Annotated in this window: 17 protein-coding genes; 10 read left to right on the top strand and 7 right to left on the bottom strand. The window is 60.3% G+C overall.

What is annotated here, in order from left to right:
- Positions 1 to 42 precede the first annotated feature (42 nt).
- From Q675_RS36080 to Q675_RS36065, 4 genes are all read left to right on the top strand, one after another.
- Positions 43 to 363 (top strand): DUF2288 domain-containing protein, encoded by a 321-nt coding sequence (locus Q675_RS36080; RefSeq protein WP_023012109.1) that lies wholly within the window; start codon positions 43 to 45, stop codon positions 361 to 363.
- A gap of 61 nt (positions 364 to 424) precedes the next feature.
- Positions 425 to 1,333, top strand: a complete 909-nt coding sequence (locus Q675_RS36075; protein WP_023012108.1) for a lysine exporter LysO family protein — start codon at positions 425 to 427, stop codon at positions 1,331 to 1,333.
- A gap of 108 nt (positions 1,334 to 1,441) precedes the next feature.
- Positions 1,442 to 2,398, top strand: coding sequence for an ABC transporter substrate-binding protein (locus Q675_RS36070; RefSeq protein ID WP_011787072.1), 957 nt, complete (start codon positions 1,442 to 1,444; stop codon positions 2,396 to 2,398).
- A complete protein-coding gene (locus Q675_RS36065; protein ID WP_023012107.1) occupies positions 2,395 to 4,674 on the top strand; it encodes a diguanylate cyclase domain-containing protein in 2,280 nt (759 codons plus the stop codon). The genes Q675_RS36070 and Q675_RS36065 overlap by 4 nt, the downstream gene beginning before the upstream one ends.
- Here Q675_RS36065 and Q675_RS36060 read toward each other — a convergent pair.
- The 3 genes from Q675_RS36060 to Q675_RS36050 all read right to left on the bottom strand — a co-directional run bounded on the left by Q675_RS36060 (position 4,656) and on the right by Q675_RS36050 (position 8,347).
- The gene (locus Q675_RS36060) at positions 4,656 to 6,263 is read right to left on the bottom strand and encodes a Na/Pi cotransporter family protein (RefSeq protein ID WP_023012106.1); all 1,608 of its coding nucleotides are present in this window, start codon (positions 6,261 to 6,263) and stop codon (positions 4,656 to 4,658) included. The genes Q675_RS36065 and Q675_RS36060 overlap by 19 nt on opposite strands.
- A gap of 69 nt (positions 6,264 to 6,332) precedes the next feature.
- Positions 6,333 to 7,541, bottom strand: a complete 1,209-nt coding sequence (locus tag Q675_RS36055) for an HD-GYP domain-containing protein (RefSeq protein ID WP_022993238.1) — start codon at positions 7,539 to 7,541, stop codon at positions 6,333 to 6,335.
- Complete coding sequence (locus Q675_RS36050; protein WP_023012105.1) at positions 7,538 to 8,347, bottom strand: TatD family hydrolase; 810 nt, start codon at positions 8,345 to 8,347, stop codon at positions 7,538 to 7,540. The genes Q675_RS36055 and Q675_RS36050 overlap by 4 nt, the downstream gene beginning before the upstream one ends.
- Positions 8,348 to 8,466: 119 nt before the next feature.
- Here Q675_RS36050 and Q675_RS36045 point away from each other — a divergent pair, with 119 nt between their 5' ends.
- Together Q675_RS36045 and Q675_RS36040 are read left to right on the top strand one after the other, a co-directional pair.
- On the top strand, positions 8,467 to 9,297 hold the full coding sequence (locus Q675_RS36045) for a polyphosphate kinase 2 family protein (protein ID WP_023009454.1): 831 nt from the start codon (positions 8,467 to 8,469) through the stop codon (positions 9,295 to 9,297).
- Between the two features lie 10 nt (positions 9,298 to 9,307).
- Positions 9,308 to 10,579, top strand: coding sequence for a D-amino acid dehydrogenase (locus Q675_RS36040; protein WP_023012104.1), 1,272 nt, complete (start codon positions 9,308 to 9,310; stop codon positions 10,577 to 10,579).
- Positions 10,580 to 10,581: 2 nt separating this feature from the next.
- Here Q675_RS36040 and Q675_RS36035 read toward each other — a convergent pair whose 3' ends face one another.
- On the bottom strand, positions 10,582 to 10,953 hold the full coding sequence (locus Q675_RS36035) for a hypothetical protein (protein WP_022993234.1): 372 nt from the start codon (positions 10,951 to 10,953) through the stop codon (positions 10,582 to 10,584).
- Between Q675_RS36035 and Q675_RS36030 the strand changes: the two genes are divergently transcribed.
- Entirely contained in the window at positions 10,952 to 12,196 is a 1,245-nt protein-coding gene (locus tag Q675_RS36030) for a methyltransferase (RefSeq protein WP_031211812.1), read from the top strand. The two genes, Q675_RS36035 and Q675_RS36030, sit on opposite strands and share 2 nt — an antisense overlap.
- A 77-nt stretch (positions 12,197 to 12,273) precedes the next feature.
- Here Q675_RS36030 and Q675_RS36025 read toward each other — a convergent pair whose 3' ends face one another.
- Entirely contained in the window at positions 12,274 to 13,479 is a 1,206-nt protein-coding gene (locus tag Q675_RS36025) for an OmpA family protein (protein ID WP_023012102.1), read from the bottom strand.
- 168 nt (positions 13,480 to 13,647) lie between these two features.
- The gene (locus Q675_RS36020) at positions 13,648 to 15,972 is read right to left on the bottom strand and encodes an ATP-dependent helicase (protein WP_031211811.1); all 2,325 of its coding nucleotides are present in this window, start codon (positions 15,970 to 15,972) and stop codon (positions 13,648 to 13,650) included.
- A 57-nt stretch (positions 15,973 to 16,029) separates the two neighbouring features.
- Between Q675_RS36020 and Q675_RS36015 the strand changes: the two genes are divergently transcribed.
- Both Q675_RS36015 and Q675_RS36010 read left to right on the top strand, forming a co-directional pair.
- Positions 16,030 to 18,171 (top strand): tRNA(Met) cytidine acetyltransferase TmcA, encoded by a 2,142-nt coding sequence (locus Q675_RS36015; RefSeq protein WP_031211810.1) that lies wholly within the window; start codon positions 16,030 to 16,032, stop codon positions 18,169 to 18,171.
- A gap of 69 nt (positions 18,172 to 18,240) precedes the next feature.
- A complete protein-coding gene (locus tag Q675_RS36010; RefSeq protein ID WP_011787060.1) occupies positions 18,241 to 18,828 on the top strand; it encodes an ankyrin repeat domain-containing protein in 588 nt (195 codons plus the stop codon).
- A 1-nt stretch (position 18,829) separates the two neighbouring features.
- On the opposite strand, the gene Q675_RS36005 is transcribed toward Q675_RS36010, so the two are convergent.
- Positions 18,830 to 19,939 (bottom strand): enoyl-CoA hydratase/isomerase family protein, encoded by a 1,110-nt coding sequence (locus tag Q675_RS36005; protein ID WP_023012099.1) that lies wholly within the window; start codon positions 19,937 to 19,939, stop codon positions 18,830 to 18,832.
- A gap of 214 nt (positions 19,940 to 20,153) precedes the next feature.
- On the opposite strand from Q675_RS36005, the gene Q675_RS36000 reads away from it, so the two are divergent.
- Positions 20,154 to 20,492, top strand: coding sequence for a c-type cytochrome (locus tag Q675_RS36000; protein WP_011787058.1), 339 nt, complete (start codon positions 20,154 to 20,156; stop codon positions 20,490 to 20,492).
- Positions 20,493 to 20,518 lie beyond the last annotated feature (26 nt).

Raw genomic sequence — 20,518 nt, 5'->3', positions numbered from 1 at the left:
GTAGGCTGGCGCCCCGCAAATGAACTGATCACCGAGGTTGTCATGTCATCCCCCCAGTCGCCGGAAGAAATCAAGGCCAAGCTCAACCTGGAGACCTCCCGCATTCACTGGCATGAGCTGCAAACCTATTATGCCCGTGGCCAGGTGGTGCGAGTGGCGCCAGAGCTGGATCTGCTCAATGTGGCAACCCAGTTGGCGGCGGACAACAAGGCCCAGTTCGAGCACTGGATGTCCGGAGGGCAGGTGGGCGAGGTGGCGCCTGACCTCGCGCGCGCCTGGTACGACCGCAATGCGGAACTCTGGGCAGTCGTCATTGCCCCCTGGGTGCTGGTACAGGACCGTTCTGGTGAGCGTCTTCACTGAACGTCCCCGGTTTTCTCCCTAGCTGTCCTGCTCTTTATCCCTGTATTCGTTCGAGGTTTTCATGCTGACCGGTGCGCTCCTGATCCTGGCCCCGTTGTTTCTGGGCTTTGCCATTGCCCTCTCCAATCGTCAGTTGATGACCGTGATTCACTATTCGGTGGAGGGCCTGGTGTATTTCATCCTGGCCCTGTTGGGATTGGGGCTCGGACAGATGGAAGGGCTATTGGGCCAACTGGGTACCATGGCTGCCCAGGTAGCGGGGCTGGTGCTGGTCTTGCTGGTGGCGAACATGGCGGGCCTGTGGCTGTTTCACCGTTGGCAGCCCATGCACACGGAGGCGGCTGAAACCGGTTCCAGGCCCGGTTATGGCCGCCTGTTTCTGGCAGGCCTCAAACCGCTTTTGTCCGTGCTTGTCGGTGCTCTGCTCGGGTATTTCCTGTTCCCGGATCTGCCGATGGTGGACGATGTGGCCACCTGGGCGCTGATGTTGCTGCTGTTCCTGATCGGGCTGCAATTACGTAATGCTGGCCTGTCATTGCGCAAGCTGCTGATGAACCGCCAGGGGCTGGGCATTGCACTGGCTCTGGTGGTTAGCTCCCTGGTGGCGGGACTGGCTCTGGTGCCTGTGCTGGATATTCCCTGGCATCAGTCTTTGGCCCTGGCCTCCGGGTTTGGTTGGTATTCTCTCTCAGGCATTGTTATTGGCGATGCCCTGGGGCCGGCCTGGGGCGGTGTTGCTTTCCTGAACGATGTCCTGCGGGAGATCATCGCTCTGGCCCTGATTCCGCTGGTGATCCATGCCCGGCCGGCCATGGCCATCGGCTACGGCGGAGCCACCGCCATGGATTTCACACTGCCGGTCATCCGTAGTAGTGGTGGTCTGGCCTGTGTGCCGGTGGCCATTGCCTCCGGCTTTCTGCTGTCCTTCCTTTCGCCGGTGCTGATGGGGGTTTTTCTGTCGCTGGGATAGGTTGATTTTGCTCAATTTGACCCGGTGCAATGCTTTGGTCAGATTTACGGTTATAGTGGCTACGGATTAGTATGCAAAGACTACCCACCTCTGTCCCGGAGCTTCTGGATGCACCGCCGTCACTTTCTGCACCTGACGATAGCTGCCGCTGTTGCTGCGGGAATGAGTGGTTGCTCCCGGCGAGATCATCTGAGAACCGGCATTCACCCCTGGATTGGTTACGAACCCCTGTACCTGGCAGAAGAATTCGGCTGGCTACCGGAGACAGTGCAGTTGGTGAAAGGCCAGGGGGCCAGTGATTCCATCAGCGGACTGGTCTCCGGCAATCTGGACGCCGCAGCCCTGACTCTGGATGAAACCCTCAGGGTTCTTGCCGCCGGGGTGCCCGTAAAGGCCGTTGCCGTCACTAACGTTTCCGTGGGCGCGGACGTGCTTCTGGTGCGGCCTGCAATTACCAGCCTCTCAGATTTGCAGGGCCGACGGGTCGCGGTGGAGCTCGGTGGCGTGTCCGGCATCATGTTGTTTTCTGTGCTTGAGCGCGCGGGCTTGACCAGTAACAACATATCGGTGGTGAATTTACCGGTCCACGAACATATCGGGGCCTGGCAGCGTGGTGATATCGACGCTTCCATCAGCTACGAACCGGAGGCCTCCCGGCTGGTGGCCGAAGGTGCGGTACGTCTGTTTGACAGCAGCCAACTGCCGGAAACCATCTTCGATCTGCTGGTGGTCACGGATGCTGCGGCCAGTCGGCAGCCAGCTGCGGTACGGGATCTGGTGAAAGGACATTTTCTTGGCCTGCAGCATCTGGTTCGCAACATGCACGATGCGGTCTATCGGGTAGCCACACGCCAGGAGGTGTCACCGGATATGGTGCGCCAGTCCCTGGCAACCGTGATGTTGCCGGAACTCTCGGCCAATCACCGGTACCTCACGCACAACGGTCGGCTGGAAGTGGTGGCGAAGACCCTGGCAAGTATTATGGTTCGTGAGGGGCTGATGGATAAGCCCCTGCGCTATGAGCACCTGACCGATCCGGCTTTCCTGCCTCGGAGCCTGCCATGATAAAGGCTTTGCTTTCCCACTGCCTGGTTTGGCTGTTGCTGGTTGCTGCCAGCGTGCCGGCAGCGGTGGCAGCCGGGGACTCGGTAACGCTCGGCGTTTTTGCCTACCGGCCGGACAATGTGATCAATGAACGCTATCAGCCCCTGGCCGACTACCTGACCCTGGAAACCGGCATGGCAGTGAACCTGAAGGTTTTCAATCAGGATGATATGAACCGGGCCCTGGCGGCCAACCAGATCGATTTCTTCCTCACCAATCCCAGCCACTTCCTGGTGATTCGCAGTGAACGCAGTCTGACCGGAGCCCTCGCAACCCTGCGCCGCAGCTGGCGGGGCGAAACCACGGGCAGTATTGGTGGCGTGATTATTACCCGTGTTGAACGGGACGATATCAACCGCCTGCAGGATCTGGAGAAAAAGAGTATTGCTATGCCGGGGCTGACGTATCTGGGGGGTTATCAGGCCCAGGCGCTGGAGCTGGTCAATGCGGGCGTGGATGTCCGCCGCCACAACCGGATGGTGTTTCTGGGCAATCACGATAGGGTAATCCGCTCGGTGCTGTCGGGCGATACCGATGTCGGATTCATCCGTACCGGTATCTATGAAGAACTGCTGAGCGAGAACCCGAACCTTGCCGGCGAACTGAAAATCATCAATCCGCAGCAGCTTCGAGGCTATCCGTTTGTTCTGTCCACCCGGCTGTACCCGGAGTGGCCTCTGGTTTCTCTGCCCCATGTCGACAGCAGGACGGTACGCCGGGTTGCTTCCGCCCTGTTTGCTCTGGAGCCAGAGCATGCGGCGGCGCAGGCGGCCGGTCTGGCCGGGTTTTCGCCGCCTGCAGATTACCAGTCGGTCGAAATGCTGAGCCGAAGCCTGCGGATGCCGCCGTACGATCAGGTGCCGAGGGTAACCTGGGTCGACATACTCCACCAATACCGTAACTGGGTGATTACCGTTGCTGTGCTGTTTGTACTGCTGGTGATTACGAGTCTCTGGCTCGGCCGCAAGAAAAAGCAGCTGGCCTCTGAAGAGCGCAGGCTGCGCACACTGATTGCCAGTTGGCCCCAGCCGATGCTGATGATCCGCAATGGTGAACTGGTGGACTGCAACCGGGCGGCTGTGGATCTGGTTGGCTATACCTCCGAAGCTTCGTTGTTGGGCAAGTCTCTGGCGGCCTTCTCACCTCATAGCCAGCCGGATGGAGCTCCGTCGTCACAGAAATCCGAGGCGCTCTTTACCCGGGTGACGGCTGGAGAGGTGTCCCAGACGGAATGGCTGTTTGTGCGTTCGAACGGGGAACGGGTGTGGGTGGCCATGACCTTGGCCCCGGTTTATGAACACGGCAGCGACATCCCTTCGGTACTCTGTTCCTGGCATGACATCACTCGCAGAAAGCAGGCTGAGGAACAGCAGCGGTTGGCGTTAAGGGTGTTCAAGAATGCCCGGGAAGCTATTTTTATCACCGATGCCCACGGCGTGGTGATGGACATCAACGAGTCCTACACCCAGATCACCGGGCGGGATCACAAGTCTGCCATTGGCAGCCTGCCGCCCATGCCGGTAGATGAGGGCAGTGCCATACTGGTGGCCGCCAGCAGGCATGGGGTGTGGAGCGGGGAGTTTGCAGCCCGGCACCAGGACGGCCAGGCCATTGTCTTGAACCTGAGTCTGAGCAGTGTGCTGGACGAGCAGGGCGAACTGTCTCACTTTGTGGGGGTCTTCAGTGACATCACAAGGCAGAAAGAGATTGAGAAGCAGCTTCGGATCATGGCCCACTACGACGCCCTGACCAATTTACCGAACCGGGTACTGTTCTCGGATCGTCTGCACCAGTCCATGGCCCAGGCCCGTCGGCAGAATTACCGGTTGGCGGTTGTCTACATCGATCTGGACCAGTTCAAACCGGTGAATGATGCCTTTGGTCACGATGCCGGTGATGGCTTGCTGGTGGAAGTGGCCCGGCGCATGCGTGCCACCCTCCGGGAGGAGGACAGTCTGGCACGATTGGGCGGCGATGAGTTTGCCGCCATCATCGTCAATGTCCCGGACGCGGTTACTCTGGATATACTGCTCTCGCGTTTGCTAACGGTCATTGCCGAACCGGTCTGGGTGGCCAATCACAGCGTTGAAGTGTCTGCGAGTATGGGGTACACCCTGTACCCTCAAGGCGAGGAAATAGACGGAGATCAGCTGCTTCGCCAGGCTGACCAGGCCATGTATCGGGCCAAGCGTGAAGGCAAGAACCGCTATTACTGTTTTCAGGATGCCGATGCCTGATCATGGCTTTGGTTGAGTAGCCCCACGCCGTCCTGCCAATACAGCGCCTTGCTCCACTGATCGGTGAGCCGGCGCACGGCGCTGAGCTCATCCAGAACCTGAGCCCCCAGGCTGGAACTGAATTCCCGCCGGATCATCTTCTGCAGGGTGGCTGCTTTCAGCTGATGGTAGACGGTTTCGGCTTCCTGTAGCTGCTCCGGTACGGGCGTTTCTGAGGCCACCAGCGCCCGAATAACCTCAAAATAGCGGTTGAAAACCGACTCCAGCGTCTCGAAATCCGTGCGCCGGGCCAGCGCCCGAAGTCGAACCAGATGCAGGGTCAGCTCGGTGGCTTCAGCCAGGTAACGACAGGTGCGAATGCTCAGCGTCAGGGCATCTACCACCGACGGATGCATTTTCTCGGCTCTCAGGCGCCCGATGTAGTCGGTGATGGCCAGATTCAGGTTGCGCACGGCATCGGCCTTCGGGCGTACATCGGATTCCGCCAGGCTTTCCCGATCCAGGCATACCCGCAGCAACCCCCGGCTGTGGCCAATCAACCGCTTCATCTCCTGATCTACGGCGCCGATGGCCAGTTCCGGTGTCGTCACCAGAGTGTCATCGAGATAGCGGGGTTCGGCGTTGTCCTCTTCCTTGCTGCGAAACAGCCGGCCGAGAAAACGGGCAAACGGTTGGGTGAAGGGCAGCATGATGGCGGCACCCAGAACGTTGAACAACGTATGGAATAAGGCCAGAGAAACCGCCGGGTTGGCTTCCAGATCCAACATGTTGGTCAGGGTATTCACCAGCCAGAGCATGGCCGGCAGCACCAGCAGGGCGATGACGCCGGTGACCAGGTTGAACAGGATATGGCCGGTGGCCAGCCGGCGGGCGTTTGCTGTGGCTTTCAGGGCCGACAGCGCGGCGGTCGAGGTTGAGCCCAGATTGGCGCCAATCACGGCGGCGGCGGCATTGTCGAGCGGGATCAGGCCGCCAGCTGCAGCGGTGAGTACGATGGCCAGGGCGGCGCTGGAGGACTGGGTAAGAACCGTGGCCAGCAGGCCAATCAGCATGAAGGCCGGCAGGCCATAATCGGCGCTGATCAGGTGGCCGTTCTGGAAACCGAGAGCCGACGACTCGAGCGCGGTTTTGAGAATCGACAACCCCAGGAAAAACAAGGCAAAGCCTGCCAGAGCTTCCCCCAGAAACTGGTTTCTCGGGTTGCGGCTGACCAGTTTGAAGCCCACCCCGGCGGCCAGCAGTGGCAGCGCCATGGCTTCGATCTTGAAGCCGAAGCCAATCAGGCTGACCAGCCAGCCGGTCATGGTGGTACCGATGTTGGAACCGAAAACAACGCCCAGGGACTGGGCCAGAGTCATCAGGCCGGCATTAACAAAACCAATGGTTGCCACGGTCACCGCCCCGGAATGCTGCACGATACCGGTAATAACAAAGCCGGCAAACAGTGCCCGCAGAGGCGTTCTGGTCCAGTGCCCCAACATATGGCGCAGATGATGGCCGGCGGCGTTTTTCAGACCATTGGTCATCATCTCCATGGCCAGGAGAAACAGGGCCAGACCGCCCAGAACCTGGAAAACCGATGACAGCATGATGGGTTATCTTTTTTATGGATGGGGCGTTAACACAAGCCTAGCAGAGCCCGGGCAGCTTTCAGAGTGTCAGACCAGAAACTTTCGGATATCGAGTTTGTAGTCGTCTGGATCGACCGCCCGAACGATCCGGTCCTGGTTGCCGGGGCGAGACAGATCGATGGTATGCACGGTTACAGGCATTCGGAACTTCGTGTTGTACATAACGCGCACCACGGGCAATCTCTGGTCAGATTCATTCGTTTCGATGACCACGCCCAGCTTGCCGCTTTCAAGTAAGACCAATGAACCTATCGGGTACAGCCCAACGCAACGGATAAACTGTTTCACCAGCGTCGGATCCAGGTGATCCCCGGACCACTCCAGCAGTTTCTTCAGCCCTTGAGTCGGCGTCAGGCCTTTGTGGTAAACCCGGTCGGCAGTGATGGCATCGTAAACATCCGTGATGGCAACCATGCGTCCGTACTCGGTGATTTCGTCGCCTTTGAGACCTTCTGGATAGCCGCTGCCGTCCAGTTTCTCATGATGTTGGGCGGCGGTTATCACGGTGATCTCGCCGATGCCTTCGGTGCTGGCAAGAATGTCACGGGAATGGCGGGCGTGCAGCTTCATGACCTCGAATTCTTCCGCCGTCAGTCGGCCAGGTTTGTGCAGAACCTCATCGGGCGTAAGAATTTTTCCGATGTCGTGCAACAAAGCGCCTACGATGGTCTGGTGCAGAACATCCTGAGAGAGTTGCCGGTAATGTCCGAACAGTGACATCAATACGCTCAGATTGACTGAGTGTTCCAACAGGTAATTGTCTTTCTCGCGGATCCGTCCCAGGCAACTCAGGGCATTGGCATTGCGTAGTACCGAATTTTGCAGCTCGTCTGCGAGCTGGTGAATCGGGGCCACATCAATTGCACCACCAATCTTGACGTTGTTCATGAAACTGCCCACCAGGCTTTGGGCCTGGCTGTGCACCTGTTGAGCAATAACTATTTCTTCTGCCAGAGGGGCCTTCGGGGTGTATCCCGGCTTCAGGGCTCCGGCGTTCTGCAGGGCCGTTTCATTGCGCTGATCCACATGCGCCGCCGGCTCGGAATCCTGGCAGTCGGCGCCACGGGTGACATCAATGTAGATATATTGCACGCCCATCTTGCGGATTTTTTCAATGGTCTCTTCCCGCTTGATCACCCCTTGCTTGCGCTGGGTGTTATGGGGGATCCAGTCGTTGTTCAGGTCGGTGATGTACATGCCGACCTTCAGGGCGGAGACAGGAATGCGCTTGATCATTGATGGGGGAAAAACGTTCTCAGGCTATTTTGATAGGTCTGACTTAATACCTGATCCATCGGCAACTCCTTAACGTCGGCAATTTTCTCGGCCACGAACGGCAGGTAAAACGGTGCGTTTTCACGGCCGCGATAGGGTACGGGTGTCAGGAACGGGGCATCGGTTTCCAGCAGGATCTGTTCGATGGGCGTCATGCGTACGATATCGCGCACGTTCTCGGCCTTATTGAAAGTGGTGATGCCGTTGAAGCCCAGGCACCAGCCCTGGTCGATGGCGTATCGTGCCAGCCCGGGCCCGGAGGTGAAGCTGTGAATAACCCCCCGGCGCTCAAGAGAATGCTCGAACTCTTTCAGAATAGCTATGGTATCGTCGTCGGCGTCGCGGCTGTGAATCACCACCGGACGGTCGCTGTCGCAGGCAATCTGAAGCTGCCGGCGAAACACGTCCCGCTGCACGGCGCGATCGGCATTGTCGTAGAAATAGTCCAACCCGATCTCGCCGACGGCCACGATCTTGTCGTCGGTGGCATGCTGGCGAATCTCCGCCTCCACCTCATCGGTGTAGGTTTCCGCTTCATGGGGATGAATGCCCTGGGTACCAAACACCCAGTCAGCCGAACCAGCCAGCTCGCGCACTGCCGCCAGGTTCTCAGGTGACACGGCAATGGTGATCACCTTTTCGATGTTGACCCGCTGGCTTTGCTCCAGGGTATCGGACAACGGCCGGTCTTTCAGGTAGTCCAGATGGCAGTGGGTCTCGATGATCGGGTGATCGAATACGGGAATCTCACGACGTTTCTTGCTCATGCCGGGGTACTAGACTCCATCAGGGTCGGTGTGTGGATGCTATTCTGAGAAGCGAATCACACAAGTTTATCACTTTGTACGATTACTGACCTGCATCGTGGCGATAGGGAGTTTCCTTGATGAAGTATACGGCGTTTGCCCGTTCCTGGTTCCTGAATCCCGACAAGCCGGCTCTCGAAGGCTATCCCTCTCTGTACGAGGGCGAAGACAAGCTACCTGCGCTTGAAGCCAGTCTGGAGGACATCGGAGAGTACCAGAGGCGGTTGTGGGCGAATCGTAAGCGGGCATTGCTGGTCGTCATCCATGGCCCGGACACCAGCGGCAAGGACAGCCTGATCCGGACGCTGGCCACCTATGCTGACCCGGCCGGCTTTCATGCCTGGTCATTCGGGCGACCCAATGAAACGGAAGCAGCGCATGATTTTCTCTGGCGGGTGACGCCCTATCTCCCCGCCTATGGCCAGATGGTGGCCTTCAACCGTAGTCATCATGAGGCCGTGATCGGGGAGCGGGTATGGCCCGTGCGTGATGCCGAAACCTATCACTGGCCGGCCCGGTTCGAGGCGATACGACATTTTGAGCGTCACCTGGTCAGCGAAGGCACCTGTGTCGTAAAAATCTGGCTCAATCTCTCCGAGGATGAGCATAAACAGCGATTGCTCAAACGTCTGGACAAGCCCAGGAAGCGCTGGAAGTTTGACCGCTCGGACATCGAGGGCTGGAAACAGCGCACCCGTTATCAGGCCTTCGCCGAGGAAGCCCTGGCTCAGACCCACACCGAGGAAGCCCCCTGGTTCATTGTGCCCGGCGACCGCAAGCCCCAGGCCCGGGCGATTGTGGCGGCACTGCTGGCCGAGGTGCTGAAACAGCTTGCGCCGGACTACCCGGCCGAACATCCGGATGTACTGGAAGACTATCGTCAGCTGCTGGCAGCGAATGGTGTCAGCTAATGGAGGTATTATGCACATCGCAGTGGTAGGTGGTGGCGTGGTGGGTGTTACCACCGCCAGAGAACTGATTCGCCGGGGGCACCAGGTGACCCTGCTGGAGCGACACGACCTTGCTGGTAACGAGACCAGCAAAGGCAACGCCGCCCAGCGGTCTTACGGTGTGGTTTACCCCTGGGCTGATCCCTCCATGGTCTTCAAGGCACTGCCTTGGCTGTTCAAAACCGACGGCCCGCTCAAGCTGCGGGTGCCGCCTTCGGTAGAAGCCATCAAGTTTATGTTTGCCACCCTGCGCTATGCCTGGAGCCCGGGACTGTTTGGCCTGAACAAACGGGCCATGCTGCGTCTGGGTATCCACAGTCGGGAGCGCTTTCTGGCCCTGGAACAGGAGCATGACCTGAGCTTTGATGGCGACCACAAGGGCCTGCTGCACCTGGCCAGCACCCCTGAGGCCATGGATGATTATCGTGAGATTCACGACCTGCTGAATGAGCTGGGCATCGCTTCGCAGCTGCTCACGCCCGAGCAGGTTCGAACCGCGGAGCCGGGTATGACCGGAGACGGGCCCCTTTATGGTGCCATCAGCTATGACACGGACGGCACCGGCGATTGCCACCTGTTTTCTCGGGCACTGGCGCAGGTGTGTGAACAACAAGGGGCAACCTTCCACTATGGTGTCGAGGTTGAGCGGCTGTTGTTTGATGACGAGAAGGTGAACGGGATCGAGTATCGAACCCGCGGCGGCGAGTTAGCCACCCTGGAAGCGGATGCGGTGGTGGTTTGTGCCGGATGCTGGTCACCGCAGCTGGTTCGGCCTCTGGGGCTGGAGCTGCCGATCTACCCGGTCAAGGGTTACAGCCTGACGGTACCCCTGAGTGATCCGGACAAGGCCCCGGCCAGCACGATCCACGACGATAACCTGAAGGTGGTGTCTACCCGGTTGGGTAATCGGCTCCGGGCCACGGGCTTTGTCGAATTGGCGGACTTCAATCGCGACATTCCTGAGGCGCGCATCGCCACTATCAAGAAATCCGTGCGTTCACGCTTTCCCGGCTGCGCGGATCTTGAGGCTGCCGAAACCTGGACCGGTTTCCGCCCCATGACTCCGGATGGCCCGGCCATTATTGGTCGCGGACCCCGCCGGAACCTGTTTCTGAATACCGGCCATGGCACCTTCGGCTGGACCCTGTCGGCGGGCAGCGCCTCGGTGATTGCCCAGGTCATCGACGGTGAGGAGCCGGCGGTGCCACTGGATGCCTTCCGGCCCGGAAGGTTCCAGGAATAGGCTCAGAGTTTGCGCTCGAGGTTGCCGCACAGGGTGTGAGCAAAGCCGACGTCCCGTTCGGAAAGCATGGGCAGGCGCTGGAATACCCACTGCGACAGCTTGCTGTCGGCCGGTGCCTCCAGCGCCGGTAACAGTGTTTCCAGGCGTTGTCGCAAGGCGCCGAGGCTGGCATCCGAGGCGACCTCGGGCGTGCTGTTACTCTGGCGCGCCAGTCCGGACAGCTCCCAGGCATACAGCATGACCGCCTGGGACAGATTCAGGGACGGATAGCTGACCGCCATCGGAAAGCCGGTAAGCAGATCGCACAGGGCCCGCGCAGCGGCGCCGACATTTTCCGGGACTTTCGGTTCAACCAGTACAAAGGCCAGTTTCATGACATTACCTCCGGCGGCGAGTTTACACCAAGCCTCGGGTTGTTTTTACCAGCGCTGGCAGTCTTTGAATGACTGGCTGCGGGAACTGGAGCCACTCTGGCGCCCCATCCCGTTCATGGAACCTGCCCCCGCCTGGCGCGACGCGCATCCGGACCTGGCGCGCTGGCTGGAGGCGCTTCCAGAGGTGGAGTGTCAGGACTGGGAGGAGCGGCTCCCGGAACTGTCCTCGGTGTTAGCCGGCTATGTCCCGGCGCTGGCCCGGTACCGGGATCTGCTTGATTTACCCCGTCTGGCGACCGAGGCCGAGGGCCGGCAGGCGGAACTGGCGGAGGTGGCCGCCGTTGATATGCCTGGCCGAAAACGACAGCAGGCCGGCGCATTCGCCGCTGCAATTTCGCCCCTGGGCTATCCGGTACTGGACTGGTGTTGTGGCAAGGGGCATCTGGGCCGGACCCTGGCCCGGCGGGGTGTGGTGCAGGTAACCGGATTTGAGTGGAATCCGGAACTGGTGACCGATGGCAACCGCCTTGCCGAACACTATGGCGACCCGGTTCGCTTGTCTCATCAGGATGTGATGGTTGATGGCCTCAAACTGCCTGAGCGCCACCATGGGGTGGCGCTGCACGCCTGTGGCGATCTGCACCGCCGGCTGATGCAATCTGGTGCCCAGGCCGGTTTGCCCCGGCTCAGTCTGTCACCCTGCTGCTATCATCTGACCGGGGGTGAACGGTATCAGCTTCAGGCCCGGCAAACCCGGGAGTATGGCGAGTGTTTGTCGGTAGACCGCAACGATCTGAGGCTGGCGGTTCAGGAGACGGTCACGGCACCGGAGCGGGTGCGCGAGCAAACCACACGCATCAGTACCTGGCGTCTGGGGTTCGATGCGCTGCAACGGGAGCTGACCGGTAACGGGCACTACCTGCCGGTGCCGTCGCACCCGGCCCGGCTCAATAATGGCCGTTTCGAGGACTTCTGTCGCTGGGCGGCGGCGAAGAAACAACTGACACTGACCGCCGATGTTGACTGGGTAGAATGGCTGGCACGCGGTGAGGCACGATATCGTCAGGTGCGCCGGCATGAACTGCTGCGCCATCTTTTCCGGCGGCCCCTGGAGCTCTGGCTGGTCCTGGACTATGCCGTGTTTCTGGAAGAACAGGGTTACCGGGTTCGACTGGGCACCTTCTGTGATCGCCAGCTGACGCCAAGAAACCTGTTACTGGATGCAGAACGTGAGGGCGGTTGAAAGCCTGAGCGCTTTCTGACTGCGGAATCAAAAAGAAAGGCGCCCGAAGGCGCCTTACCGAGGTTGCCCGGATTGCCTTAACGGCGAACCTGGATGCGTGCCTCAACACGACGGTTCTGGGCACGGCCAGCCGGCGTATCATTGGTGGCAACAGGCTCGGCTTCACCATAGCCCACCGCGCTGACACGGTCCGGATCGACCCCCAGAGGCCCGGTCAGTCGACCGGCAACCGCTTCTGCCCGGCGCTGGGACAGAAACTGGTTATAGCCCGCTTCACCGGCGCTGTCGGTATGGCCAGCGATCTCAACGGTGGTTTCCGGGTATTCCTCCATGAAATCGGCGACGCGACGAATTTCGTTGTCATAGGCGTCGTCAATAACAGAGCTGTTGGTGGGGAACTGAACCCGCAGTTCAATGGTTTCCACCGTTTCAGTAATGCCCTCACAGCCGGTTTCATCGACCGTGGCGCCCGCGGTGGTGTCCGGGCATTGATCCTGGCTGTTCACCACACCGTCGTTGTCGCTGTCGAGCTCACAGCCGCGACTGTTAACCTCGGCCCCGGCTGGGGTGTTGGGACACTGGTCGCGGCTGTCCGCCACGCCGTCATTGTCGCTGTCCAGCTCGCAGCCGCGGCTGTCGACGCTGGCACCGGCCGGTGTGCCCGGGCACTGGTCGCGATTATCGGGCACGCCGTCGTTGTCGGCATCGGCCGGGGCTTTCGGGGCCGGGGCAGAAACCGTGCGGGTAAAGGCCCAGCTCAAGCCGAGCGAGACCATGGTGTCGAAGGTGCTTTCATCAATGCCATGGAATTCCCGCAGATCGCCACGAATAGAAATGCCATCACTGACGTTGTAGCGGAAGCCGGTACCCACATTGACACGGGTTTCATCGTGGTCAGACCCTGCCGAGCGGTAGGAAATGGAGTCTCCCAGCCCGAAATCGGCATGGCCCGCCCCCAGAGACACGTAGGGATTCCAGGCAGCTTCCGGGCCGGCGAAGTAATAGGTGCCGTCTACCCGGACTTCGTCGAAATCGGATTCGCCAGACACATATTTGCGGTCGGCATCGGCCCGTGAGTACACGGCTTCAACTGACCAGTGAGGGCGGAAACGGTACTCAACACCTACACCGAAGGTGCCGGTTTCACTCAGGTCCCGTTTATCGTCGAAGAGCTGGAAGCCGGCAAACGGGTTGATGTAGATGGTTTCCTGGCGTTCCGCCAGGGCTGGTGTTGTAAGGGATGTTGCAAGGGCGGCCAGAGCGACCGGGCGCATGAGCTTCATGCAGAACCTCCTGTCTGATTATTATGTCCTGAAGCTGTCTCCGTTGAAGACGGATAAACTCCGGTAAAACACCACGTTACTGAAAATCTAGGCCAGTAAGCCATAAAACACAAAATTTGGCATCTCTCGACGTCCTCGCATTTGTACGCAGCCTTCACAGGCGACAGATCAATCACCCGCTGGCGTGAAATACAGGTGCGCGCTTTTTTTACTGAAATTCAGCCTGTCGCCATTGCCAAACCGGACCTCGAACGAGCTTTCATCTTCCGAGATAACCTCGCCCGTGCCAAAGATGGCATGGGTCAGACGCTGCTGATGCCACACTGGTTCCGCCGTGTTTTGGCTCACTGTTCCTTCGCTTTCCAGCTGAACGCCCTCGCGTTCAGCGTATCGCAGACTCACGGGGGTTAACGGGTGGTCCAGCCTCAGGGGCTGGTCTGTCGGGGCAGTACCGGTATCCAGCGCGGAGCCGAGTTCCTGGGCTAATCCAAAGCACAGTTCGGAAACAAATCGACTGGGACCTTGGTCGCCCGCCAGATGCGGGCTGGCCGGGGAGGGCCGGGTAATCAGGTGCAGATGGTGGCGGGTGCGGGTCATGCCCACGTAAAGCAGCCTGCGCTCGCTTTCCAGCAGGGCCCGGGCATCGTCCTGGGGACGAGGGCTGTAGGGCAGATATTTCTCCTGCAGGCCGGGAATGATTACCACGGGCCATTCCAGTCCCTTGGTTCGGTGGATGGTGGACAGCAGGACACCCTCGTCCCGATGTTCGCTGGCCTGTTGTTTCAGCAGGCTCAGGTGGTCCAGGGCTCCGTCGGCATTGACTTCCAGGCTTTTCAGGTAGTCGCGAAAACCCTGAATGGTATCAATCCGCTCCTCGGCACTGTCATGGGTCAGTGCGAGACTGCGAATACCCTCATAGAGATCCATGTGCTCGGCATAGACTGTGATCAGGCCAGCTACCGGCCCCTGATAGCGGTCGAGTTGCTGCAGGACTTCACCGAGTTTTTTCAGCTTTCTGGCCGCCATGGGCGCCAGGGCGTCGAAATCCAGACTGAGCAGCCGTTCGTGCCAGCCGGTGTCGAACGCCGCCAGGAACCGGGCCAGGTTTTCCAGTTCCGGTTCTTTCAGGCCCACATGGGGGAACCTCAGAATCTGGCGGGCAATGTCCAGTCGGTCATTTTCTGCGAGCTTGTCGAGCCGACGGGTAACCACCAGCAGCAAGGCCTGCACCGCCTGAACCTCGCGGCTGAACAGCGCGCCCTTACCGGCGTCGATCCGGTAGGGGATCTGGCGTGCCAGCAGTTTCAGTTCAATCGGCACGCTCTGGCTCCAGACCCGGAACAGGATGGCGCTCTGGCTCTGTTGTTCCGGCGCGAGTCCCTGCAGGATAGAAAGCACCTGGTTGCCATCGTTTTCGGCCTGATGCAGATGGATTTCGGTGTCGGGGGTGCCCGGGTGGGAATGGCACATCACATCCCGGCGGCCGGTGTTGTGGCAGATCAGATGGTTGGCCAGCAGTGCCACCCGGTGGCCGTAACGGAAGGTGTAGCTGAGGGTCTGCTCAAGCGGGCTTTCAAACTCATCACTGAACTTGCGCAGAATGAACTCGGGCCGGGCACCACGGAATTCGTAGATAGTCTGGTCCGGGTCGCCGACCACGGTTACCCGGGCGCGGTCACCGGCCACATAACGCAGAAGCAGGTGCTGGATCTCGTTGGTGTCCTGGTACTCGTCCACCAGGATCAGATCCATTTTGTTACCCACCAGGCGCTGCAATGGCGGGTTCTGATGGATGGCCATCACCGGCTCATACAGCATGTCGGCGTAGCTGATACGGCTTTCGCTTTTACGCCACTGCTCGAAGGAATGGAACAGGTCGATCAGGTAGCGGTGTTTGTCGGAGTAGCCCAGCTCCTCGAATACCACCTCCGCGGGTGCCAGCCCGGTTTTGACGCGGTCGATAAAGCCGGTGGCGGTTTCGACAAAATCCTTCTTGTTGCGGCGGATTTCATCGGCCAGTTCCTCCGGTGCCAGCCGCCGGGTCAGCAGCCAGGCCTGGAAGCCGATCTCCTGTTCGGTCAGGATCTTTTCCGAAAAGCCCGGCAGATAGCCTTCGCGGACGAACCGACGATACAGCCGAAGGCCCATGGCGTGGTAGGTGCGGATTTCCGGCAGAGCCAGCCCGCTCTGACTGCAGACGGACTGTAACTTGCGCTCAAAGTCCACCTTGGCGCTGCGGTTGAACATCAGCACCAGCATCCGGTCCGGATCGTGGCCCTGGGCCAGCAGGTAGCGGATGCGCCAGGCCAGCGTGGAGGTTTTACCACTGCCCGCCACGGCCGTAATCACCGCATGCTCGTAACCGGCCGTGATGATGGCGCGCTGCTCGTCGGTCAGGTAATCCGGTAGGGACAGGTGGTCGGGGGCTTGGGTTTGGCTCGGCATAGTCGCTATTGTACTGGGCAACTGGTAGTGCGGATAGCGCTGCCGCATAATCCCGGCATAACTCAGGCTCCGATACATTCTTATGCCCAGCAGGTCCGAATTAACGTGAGTAATCAAACCGAGACAACAGCCTCTGACTGGTGCGCGTTCCAGCAAGCCCTGGCGGATAGTGGCCAGCGCCGGATGGTGTTGGTTGAGGGGGAGCGGCAGGTTGCGGTGGCCCGGGTAGCCGGGTTGTTGCAGGCGTTGTCGAGTGCTGAGGGAATTTGGGTCGGGCGCGAGCAGGATGCGGCCAGGGCTGGGCTCGGTCATCTGCGTGTTAAAGATTACCAGCGTGTACTGGGCCGGGAACTGCCCGTACTGGTCTGGGATGGCTGGGAGGGAACGTCTCCGGACGCGTTTGCGGCACTGTCCGGCACATTACGGGCCGGTGGATTGCTGTTCTGGTTGATGCCCCCGCTGGCGCAGTGGTCGGACTTTGACGATCCGGACTATGGCCGAACCGGGCTGGATCGGACGAGTGCTCATCCCTTTGCTGCCCGGTTGGCGGCGATACTGGCCGAAGATCCCGATGTCATTAGGCTTGTGGCGGAAGATGCCAGCGTGCCTGATCTTAACCGGCCGGAACCGGTCAGGACGGGCTTTCAACCCGGGCAGACGGCCGAGCAGCAGGCTCTGGTTGCCGACATTGTGCGCACTGGCCAGGGCCGCCGCCGACGGCCGCTGGTGATTACTGCCGATCGTGGGCGCGGCAAATCTGCGGCACTTGGCATCGCTGCTGCTCGCTTGCTCGAATCAGGCCGGAAACGGGTGCTGGTGACGGCGCCTTCAGCGGATAACGTGGCTACCCTGTTCGGTCACGCCCGGCAGGAACTGGGTGATGCTCTGGCAATGGATACGCCGACTCAACTGACCACCCGGTCCGGTCATGAGTTGTGCTTTCTGCCACCACAGGAGTTGTTGTCGCAGCGGCCGGCGGCGGAAGTGGTCATGGTGGATGAAGCGGCCGGGTTGCCGGCGCAGTGGCTGAAAGCCGTGTTACTGGGCTGGCCGAGGGTGGTGTTTGCCAGTACGGTGCATGGCTATGAAGGTACCGGCCGGGGCTTTGCCTTGCGTTTCCGACAGATTCTGGAGCAGGAAACCCCGCACTGGCGCGCAGTCAGCGTTCGTGAGCCGATTCGCTGGGCAGAAGGCGACCCGTTGGAGCGGCTGATCTTCCAGCTGTATCTGTTGTCGGCGGATGCGCCGGAGCCGGAATCGGTTGTCACCGGCGACGTGCGCATTGAACGCTGGCAACCTGCCGCGGCCAGCGAACAGACCCTGGCGGAGGCCTTTGGTCTGCTGGTCAATGCTCATTACCGGACCACGCCCGGCGATCTACGGCAGTGGCTTGATGACCCCGTCGCGCTGACCTGGCGCGCCAGTGTGAAGGGGCAGACCATCGGCGTGCTCTGGGCGTCCACAGAGGGAGGCCTGGCTCCGGAGCTGGCGGATGAGATTGTCGCCGGAAAACGGCGGCTCAGGGGCCATCTGCTGGCCCAGTCACTGGCCAATCATGGGGGGATGCCCACTGCCGCTACCCTGAAAACCCTTCGAGTGGTCCGCGTAGCGGTGGCGGAATCGGCACGCAGGCTTGGGGTCGGCCAACGGCTGGTGGCGGCTGCCCATGAGGCCTGTGTTCAGGATGGAATGGATGCATTGGGTACCAGCTTTGGCGGCGAACCGGGTTTGTTGGCGTTCTGGCACCGATGTGGCCTGCGCATCGTGCGTATGGGTCTGAGCCAGGAGGCGTCCACCGGAGAGTTTTCCCTGCAAATGCTGATGGGCACCTCTGAGCCGGGGCAGCAACTTCAGCAACAGCTGAGCACCCGTTTCGCCAGACACTGGCTCGCTCTGGTGCCCCGCCATTGGCCTCAGCTGGACCATGAGCTGTTGCTGGCCGTCTCCGAAGCTTTGCCCTCACAGGTATGGCTAGATGACGATGATCGGCGGGATCTGACCCACTTTGCGTATGGCTTTCGCGGATTTGAACTCACTTTGCCGGTCTTGCAGGGGCTTTCTGTCTGCAAGGGTATGCCTCAACGAATTCAAAGCCATCCGGAGGCAATGCTCTGGTGTCGTGCCGTATTGCAGGGCTGGTCCTGGGCACAGTTGCAGGATGCCGGGCTTTGCCGGGGCCAGCGAGACGCAGAAACGCAACTGCGATTGCTGGTACGTGAACTTCTGCAAAACGAGGCGGAGTTGTGACCGGTTCGATTTAATTCCGGTGACTGGCTGAGCAGAATAGCTGCAAAACGCAAACAAGAGACTTCCGACATGGGCAGGGACGCGAGCAGCTATTTCCACCTGGTATTTTTCCTGGCACTGACGCTGCTGGCCGGATGCAGTACAACCGGGTCAGCACCTGAAACCAGAGAGGCCGGTGCCGGCCCGGAGGAACTGATGGCTGCGGTGCGCGCCAATGAGGATCGGGCGGTACTTGAGCTGCTGTCCATGGGGGTAAGGCCGGATGCCCAGGCCAGAGCGGAGCAAACTCCGCTTATGGTGGCTGCCACCAACGGTAACCGCCGCATTGTCCGGTTGTTACTGGCTGCGGGCGCAGAGGTAAATGCACGCAGTGCCGACGGCAATACCGCGGTGATCCAGGCTGCTGAAAATGGTCATCTTGCGGTGGTCCGGGCCTTGCTGGCGGCGGGCGCCAACGTGAACGTCAGCCAGGGTGGCGAATCCCTGTTGATGAAAGTGGTGGCCAGCGGTGACCTTCTGACCGCCGAGATGCTACTGGCGGCCGGTGCCGATGTGCACTATCGCCGGGCGGATGGCACCACCGCTCTGGATCTTGCCCGCGCCAGCAACAATCAGGATCTTGAAATGCTGCTGGTGCAGGCGGGCGCCGCCCGCTGATTCAGAGGCTGTCCAGCATCATTGGGTCGGTCGTGTCATCCCACACCGGCTGAAAATGCCGTTCAACCACCTCTTGCGGTACTTCGGCAACCGAGGGATAAGACCACTCTGGGGCGCGGTCCTTGTCTACCAGCAGGGCGCGAATGCCCTCGGCCAGATCGGGTCTCCGGGTGCACTCTTCGGCCATGGCCAGCTCCATGCGGAACACATCTTTCAACGACATCTGCTGGCCTTTCTGTATCTGGTGCCAGATCAGCCAGGCGGTGACCGGGCAGCCGGTCTTCAGGGTATGGATGCACGCCTGCCACCAGGGGTCGGTACTCTCCGAATTCCCGAGTTTTTCAACGATGGCCGGTAGCTCATCGCCTGCACTCAGGCGTGCGATGGTCTGTTCGTGCTGTTCCAGGTGCCCCGGAGCCAGCGTGCGGTAATCCAGCGCTTCCAGCTGGTTCAGCAGGCGGAACAGGCGGTTGTCGTCGGCGGCGGTTTCACCGCTCCAGCGTTCCTCCTGCAGCCGTTCAAGCAGGGCGCTGCTCTGGTCTGCTTCGATCACCATATCCGCCAGGCCCACTCGCAAGGCGTCGGCGACATTCAGTCGAGCGCCAGTCAGACCCATAAACAATCCGAGCCGGCCCGGGAGACGGTTCAGGAACCAGCTCGCGCCCACATCGGGGAACAGACCGATGCTGATCTCGGGCATTGCCATGGTGACATTCGGGTAGATTAACCGGTAACGGCAGGCCGCCAGCAAGCCCAGGCCCCCGCCCATGACAATGCCGCCGGCCATGCCCACCACCGGCTTGGGGAACCGGTGCAGGGTAAAGTCGAGACGGTATTCCGCCGCAAAGAACCGCGCGGGTGCGGCTTTATCGCCATCGCCGGTCAGTGCCGGGTACAGGGCCCGGATGTTGCCTCCGGCACAGAACGCCCGGTCTCCCGCCCCCTGCAGAACCACCAGGCAGATACGGGAATCCTCGGCCCATTGCGCCAGCGCCTGCTGCGCCTGGTTGACCATTTCCTCGGTCAGGGCATTGAGTGTGCCCGGCTCGTTCAGGGTGAGCAGGCCGATGTGTCCTTCCCGGCAGGGGAGCTCCTGTACCTCAACTGGCATGGCTTGGTTCTCCGGTGGTATCTCTGATTGGGTATTTGTGGTTTGTTCGTACTGTCGTTCACTACGCTCAGGCGTAAAAGAGGACTATGGTCGCACGAAAGTCCTTGATCTATCACATTTGAGCTCACGGGCGGGTGTGCTATAAGTGAAACCTGAGTTACTGACCGGTTTTATGCCGGAATGTGAACGTTAAAACGATGAGAGGGTTAACACAATGAATCTGAAGCATCTTGCAGTAGCGGGCCTGTTCGCAGCTGGCGCGATGGTACCGGTCGCTTCCATGGCCGCGGGTGACATCGAAGCTGGTAAGGCCAAGGCCGCCGTTTGTGCCGCGTGCCATGGCCAGAACGGTATCTCTCAGGTGCCCATCTATCCGAACCTGGCTGGCCAGAAAGAGCAGTACCTGGTTGCAGCTCTGAAGGCGTACAAGGCAGGCCAGCGTCAGGGTGGACAGGCTCCGGTGATGCAGGGTCAGGCCACAGCCCTGAGCGATGCTGACATTGCCAACCTGGCAGCTTACTACGCCAGCCTGCCGGCCGACGGCGGCAAGTAAGACGTTGTGTTTGTCAGTGGTGCGGC

It is taken from the genome of Marinobacter sp. EN3, assembly GCF_000475315.1.
Classification (GTDB): domain Bacteria; phylum Pseudomonadota; class Gammaproteobacteria; order Pseudomonadales; family Oleiphilaceae; genus Marinobacter; species Marinobacter nauticus.
Note: the sequence above shows the minus strand (reverse complement) of the source record. Positions and strands in the feature narration are given on the sequence as shown.

Coding starts and splice junctions, on each gene's coding strand:
- Q675_RS36075 (WP_023012108.1), top strand. CDS start 425: ATGCTGACCGGTGCGCTCCTGATCCTGGCCCCGTTGTTTCTGGGCTTT.
- Q675_RS36035 (WP_022993234.1), bottom strand. CDS start 10,953: ATGAAACTGGCCTTTGTACTGGTTGAACCGAAAGTCCCGGAAAATGTC.
- Q675_RS36040 (WP_023012104.1), top strand. CDS start 9,308: ATGCACATCGCAGTGGTAGGTGGTGGCGTGGTGGGTGTTACCACCGCC.
- Q675_RS36065 (WP_023012107.1), top strand. CDS start 2,395: ATGATAAAGGCTTTGCTTTCCCACTGCCTGGTTTGGCTGTTGCTGGTT.
- Q675_RS36055 (WP_022993238.1), bottom strand. CDS start 7,541: ATGATCAAGCGCATTCCTGTCTCCGCCCTGAAGGTCGGCATGTACATC.
- Q675_RS36080 (WP_023012109.1), top strand. CDS start 43: ATGTCATCCCCCCAGTCGCCGGAAGAAATCAAGGCCAAGCTCAACCTG.
- Q675_RS36000 (WP_011787058.1), top strand. CDS start 20,154: ATGAATCTGAAGCATCTTGCAGTAGCGGGCCTGTTCGCAGCTGGCGCG.
- Q675_RS36020 (WP_031211811.1), bottom strand. CDS start 15,972: ATGCGGCAGCGCTATCCGCACTACCAGTTGCCCAGTACAATAGCGACT.
- Q675_RS36005 (WP_023012099.1), bottom strand. CDS start 19,939: ATGCCAGTTGAGGTACAGGAGCTCCCCTGCCGGGAAGGACACATCGGC.
- Q675_RS36010 (WP_011787060.1), top strand. CDS start 18,241: ATGGGCAGGGACGCGAGCAGCTATTTCCACCTGGTATTTTTCCTGGCA.
- Q675_RS36050 (WP_023012105.1), bottom strand. CDS start 8,347: ATGAGCAAGAAACGTCGTGAGATTCCCGTATTCGATCACCCGATCATC.
- Q675_RS36025 (WP_023012102.1), bottom strand. CDS start 13,479: ATGAAGCTCATGCGCCCGGTCGCTCTGGCCGCCCTTGCAACATCCCTT.
- Q675_RS36030 (WP_031211812.1), top strand. CDS start 10,952: ATGACATTACCTCCGGCGGCGAGTTTACACCAAGCCTCGGGTTGTTTT.
- Q675_RS36060 (WP_023012106.1), bottom strand. CDS start 6,263: ATGCTGTCATCGGTTTTCCAGGTTCTGGGCGGTCTGGCCCTGTTTCTC.
- Q675_RS36070 (WP_011787072.1), top strand. CDS start 1,442: ATGCACCGCCGTCACTTTCTGCACCTGACGATAGCTGCCGCTGTTGCT.
- Q675_RS36045 (WP_023009454.1), top strand. CDS start 8,467: ATGAAGTATACGGCGTTTGCCCGTTCCTGGTTCCTGAATCCCGACAAG.